Genomic DNA, 5,136 nt, shown 5'->3' with positions numbered 1-5,136 from the left:
CGAACCGGCCCGCCTCCCCATGCCCCTGCTCCGGCAAGACGATCTCAGCGAACACCGCCCCCTCGTGCTGCCAGGCGGCCACCAATCCCTGAAACAGAGGACCGTAGTCCAGACCCATCGCCGCCAGGTCCTCATACAGATGCTCGACATCCACCGCACTGGCACCGGCCGGCGGCCACTGCCCCACACCGGCAACCGGCCGCCCACCCTCTTCGACCAGCACTCCTTGCGCGTGCAACGTCCACTCACCCTGACCCTCACGCGAATACAGGCCCACCTGACGGCCACCCGACTCATCACACGGCCCGGCCACCAACTGGACATCCACACCCGGCCCGTCCAACACCACCAACGGCGCCCGCATGGTCAACTCCGCCAGCCGCGGGCACCCCACTTCCTGACCGGCCCGCAACGCCAGCTCCACCAACGCCGCCCCCGGCACCACCACCCGGCCATCCACCTGATGATCGGCCAGCCACGGCTGGGCCGCGAGCGACAACCGGCCGGTGAAGGTGTGGCTGTCGGAGTCGGGCGCGGAAATCGCCGCACGAAGCATGGGATGGTCAATGGCCCCCAGTCCGGCCGCGCCGACGTCCTGCGACTCCAGACTGGCCGGCACCCAGAACCGCTCGTGCTGGAAGGCGTAGGTGGGCAGGTCGACGAACCGGCCGGGAGTCAGGACCTTCGTCCAGTCCACGGCGATCCCCTGGACGTGCAGCCCACCCAGCGCCTCCATCAACGCGCGGGTCTCGTCACGGTCCTTGCGCACAGCCGGGACGAACACCGCATCCTCAACACTCTGCTGCGCCAGCCCGGTCAGCACCCCATCCGGACCCACCTCCAGGAAATGCGACGCCCCAGCAGCCGTCACCCCATCCGCGAACCGCACCGCGCCACGCACATGCTCAACCCAGTAAGCAGGATCAGTCAGCTGACCCGGCTCAGCCAACCGGCCCGTCACATTCGAGACGATCGCCAGACTCGGCTCGTGGAAGGCGATCCCACTGATCGCCTGCGCGAACTCCGCCAGCATCGGCTCCATCAACGGCGAATGAAACGCATGCGACACCCGCAACCGGCGGGTGCGCACCCGGGCTTGGGCCTCGATCTCAACGATCGCGCTCTCGTCACCCGACACCACCACCGCAGCAGGACCATTCACCGCCGCGATCCCCACCCGGTCCTCACGACCTTGCAGGAACGGCAGGACCTCGGCCTCCGCAGCGGCCACCGCCAGCATCGCCCCACCAGAAGGAAGCGCCTGCATCAACCGCGCACGAGCCGCCACCAGAACACAGGCATCCTCCAGCGAGAACACCCCGGCCACATGAGCAGCCGCGATCTCCCCGACCGAATGCCCCACCAACACATCCGCCCGCACACCCAACGACTCCAGCAACCGGTGAAGCGCCACCTCAAAGGCGAACAGCGCCGGCTGGGTCATCCCGGTCTCGTTCAGCACCCCCTCGGGATCGGCGAACATCACCTCACGCAACGGATACGGCAACAACGGATCGAACACCCGGCAGATCTCGTCCAACGCCTCAGCGAACACCGCGAAGTGCTCAGCCAGCACCGAACCCATACCGACCCGCTGACTACCCTGACCCGCGAACAACAGGGCCAGCTTCCCAACAGGCATGACCCCCACAGGCTCCAGCGCCCGCAGGCCCGCCACCAACTCGCCCCGATCAGCACCCACCACGACCGCACGCTGCTCCAGCACCGCCCGGCCCGTCGCCAGCGACCACGCCGCATCCGACACCGCAACCGACGACTCCGACTCCAGCCACGACGCGAGCCGACCGGCCTGCGCCCGCAACGCCCGCCCGTCCTTCGCCGACACCAGCAACGGCACGACCGGCAGCCGCCCGTCCTCGCCGGTGGTCTCGTCGGCGGAATCGCCCTGCTCGATGATCACGTGGGCGTTGGTGCCGCTCACCCCGAACGACGACACGGCGGCCCGGCGCGGCCGGTCCCCCTGGTCCCACGGGCGGGCCTCGGTCAGCAGCTCGACCGCACCCGCCGACCAGTCCACGTGCGGGGAGGGCTCGCCCACGTGAAGGGTCTTCGGCAGCACGCCGTGCCGCATGGCCATGACCATCTTGATGACCCCGGCGACGCCGGCGGCGGCCTGGGCGTGGCCGAGGTTGGACTTGAGCGACCCGAGCCAGAGCGGCTGGTCCTGGCGTTCCCGGCCGTAGGTGGCGATGAGCGCCTGGGCCTCGATCGGGTCGCCGAGCCTCGTACCGGTGCCGTGCGCCTCCACCGCGTCCACCTCAGCCGGCGACAAACCCGCGTTCGCCAGCGCCTGCCGGATCACCCGCTGCTGCGAAGGACCATTGGGGGCGGCCAGGCCGTTGCTGGCGCCGTCCTGGTTGATCGCGCTGCCCCTGATGACGGCGAGCACCTGGTGGCCGTTGCGGCGCGCGTCGGACAGCCGCTCGACGAGCAGCACGCCGACGCCTTCGCTCCAGCCGGTGCCGTCCGCGTCGGCCGAGAACGCCTTGCACCGGCCGTCCGGCGACAGGCCGCGCTGGCGCGAGAACTCCACGAACGTGCCGGGCGAGGCCATCACCATCGCGCCGCCGGCCATCGCGAGGTCGCACTCGCCCGACCGCAACGCCTGCGCCGCCAGGTGCAGCGCCACCAGCGACGACGAGCACGCCGTGTCCACGGTCACCGCCGGGCCCTCGAACCCGAACGTGTACGACACCCGGCCGGAGGCGACGCTGGCCAGTCCGCCGGTGAGGAGGTAACCCTCCACGTGGTCGGCGCCTTCGTACCGGCGAGGGCCGTACTCCATGGGCGCGATGCCGGTGAACACCCCGGTCTGGCTGCCGCGCAGCGTGGCGGGGTCGATGCCGGCGTCCTCGAGCGCCTCCCAGGAGGCCTCCAGCAGCAGCCGCTGCTGCGGGTCCATGGCCAGCGCCTCGCGCGGCGAGATGCCGAAGAACGCCGCGTCGAAGTCGGCCGCGTCGTAGAGGAAGCCGCCGTGCCGGGTGTAGGTGGTGCCCCGCTTGCCGGGGTCGGGGTCGAACAGCCGGTCGAGGTCCCAGCCACGGTCGGCCGGGAACTCGCCGACCGCGTCGCGGGCCTGGGCCACCAGCTCCCACAGGTCCTCGGGCGAGCGTACGCCGCCCGGGTAGCGGCAGGCCATGCCGACGATCGCGATCGGCTCGTCGTGGCCGGTCGTGCGGAGCGCCGTGGCGGCGATGGCGGGCCCGCCGAGCAGTTCGGTGCGCAGGTGCTCGGTCAGCGCCTGCGGCGACGGGTAGTCGAACAGCAGCGAACTGGGCAGTTGCAGCCCGGTGGCGGTGTTGAGCCGGTTGCGGAGCTCGACGGCGGTCAGCGAGTCGAAGCCGGCCTCCTTGAACGCGCCGGTCGCGCTGATGACGTTCGGCGTCACGTGGCCGAGCACGAGGGCGGCCTGGCCGCGTACGAGGTCGAGCAGCGTGCGTTCCTGCTCCTCGGAGCCCAGCCCGCGCAGGGCCTGCGCCAGCGGCACCTCGTCGGGCCCGCCGGCCTCGCGGCGCTCGATCGGCTTGCGCAACATCGCGCGCAGCATGACCGGCACGGGCTCGGCGACCTTGGCCAGGCTGAGCCGGGCGGGCAGGGTCGTGACGGCGTTCCCCCCGAGCGCCGAGTCGAGCAGTTCGAGCGCCTTGTCCTGCGGCATCGGGGCGACGCCGAGCCGGGCCCAGCGGGCGAGGTCGGACGTGGCGAGCGTCCCCGCCATGCCACCGGCGGAGTTGTCCCACAGCCCCCAGGCGAGGGCGGTGGCGGGCAGGCCGAGCGCGCGGCGGTGCCGGGCGAGGCCGTCGAGGAAGGCGTTGGAGGCGGCGTAGTTGGCCTGGCCGGCGCTGCCGAGCGTGGCCGCGCACGACGAGAACAGCACGAACGCGGACAGGTCGCGGTCGCGGGTCACCTCGTGCAGCAGCCAGGCCGTCTCGGCCTTGGTACGCCACACGGTGTCGAGCCGCTCCGGGGTCAGCGCGGGCACGACGCCGTCGTCGAGGACGCCGGCGATGTGCACGACACCGGTCAGGGTCTCGCAGGAGCCGACGAGCCCGGCCAGCGCGTCCCTGTCGGTGACGTCGCAGGCGACCAGTTCGGCGTGCGCGCCGAGCTCTGCCAGCTCGGCGGCCACCGCGACCGCGCCGGGCGAGCGCGGGTCGCGGGTGACCAGGACGAGGTTCCGTACGCCGTGCGTGGCGACGAGGTGCCGGGTGACGGTGCGGCCCAGCGCGCCGGTGCCGCCGGTGACCAGCACCGTGCCGTCCGGGTTCCAGGGCGGGTCGCCCGCCGGCTGGTCGCGCCTGGCGAGCCTGGGGACGTGGATCGTGCCGGCTCTGATCGCCAGCTGGGGCTCGTCGTAGGAGAGGGCCGAGGGGACGATGCCGTCGGGGGTGCCGTCGTTGTCGTGGTCGAGGAGCACGAACCGGCCCGGGTACTCCGTCTGGATCGATCGGACCAGCCCCCACACGGCCGTGGCGGCGAGGTCGGGAGTGTCGCCGGTCGCGCCCTCCGTGACGATCACGAGGCGGCCGGACTCGGGCCGGCCGAGCCGCTCCTGTACGGCGGCCAGCACGCGCAGCACGGCCGCGCGGGCGCGGGCGGGCTCGTCGCCGGTGGGGCTCTCCCAGGGCAGCAGTACGTCGCCGGGCTCGGCGGCGGCGGGCACGGCGGGCACGGGCAGCCAGTCGATCTCGAACAGGCCGACGTGCTCGGTGGGTCGTTCGGCGGAGGCGGGCGCCTCCAGCCAGTAACGCTGCCGCTGGAAGGCGTACGTGGGCAGGTCGACGTGGAGCGCGGGGGCGGAACCGAAGTAGGCGTCCCAGTCGACGGTGACGCCGGCGGCGTGGAGCCGGCCGAGTGCCTGGACGAAGGCGCCGCTCTCCTCGCGATCCCTGCGCGCGGCGGGGACGAAGACGCCGTCCGCGAGCGCCTGCTGGGCCATTCCGGTGAGGATGCCGTCGGGCCCGACCTCCAGGAGGACGGAGGCGCCCGCGGCGGCGACGCCGTCGGCGAACCGTACGGCTCCGCGTACGTGCTCGACCCAGTAGGCGGGGTCGGTCAGCCGGCCCGGCTCGGCCAGGCGGCCCGTCACGTTCGAGACGATCGGGATCGTGGGCT

1 protein-coding gene is annotated in these 5,136 nt (G+C 72.5%); it reads right to left on the bottom strand.

All coding sequences use genetic code 11. The features are described from left to right. The coding region (locus E1267_RS42430) for a type I polyketide synthase (protein ID WP_132341782.1) at positions 1-5,110 on the bottom strand (5,110 nt) is incomplete at its 3' end. Positions 5,111-5,136 lie beyond the last annotated feature (26 nt).

It is taken from the genome of Nonomuraea longispora (genome assembly GCF_004348345.1).
GTDB lineage: Bacteria > Actinomycetota > Actinomycetes > Streptosporangiales > Streptosporangiaceae > Nonomuraea > Nonomuraea longispora.
This window is presented reverse-complemented; position numbering and strand designations above follow the sequence as displayed.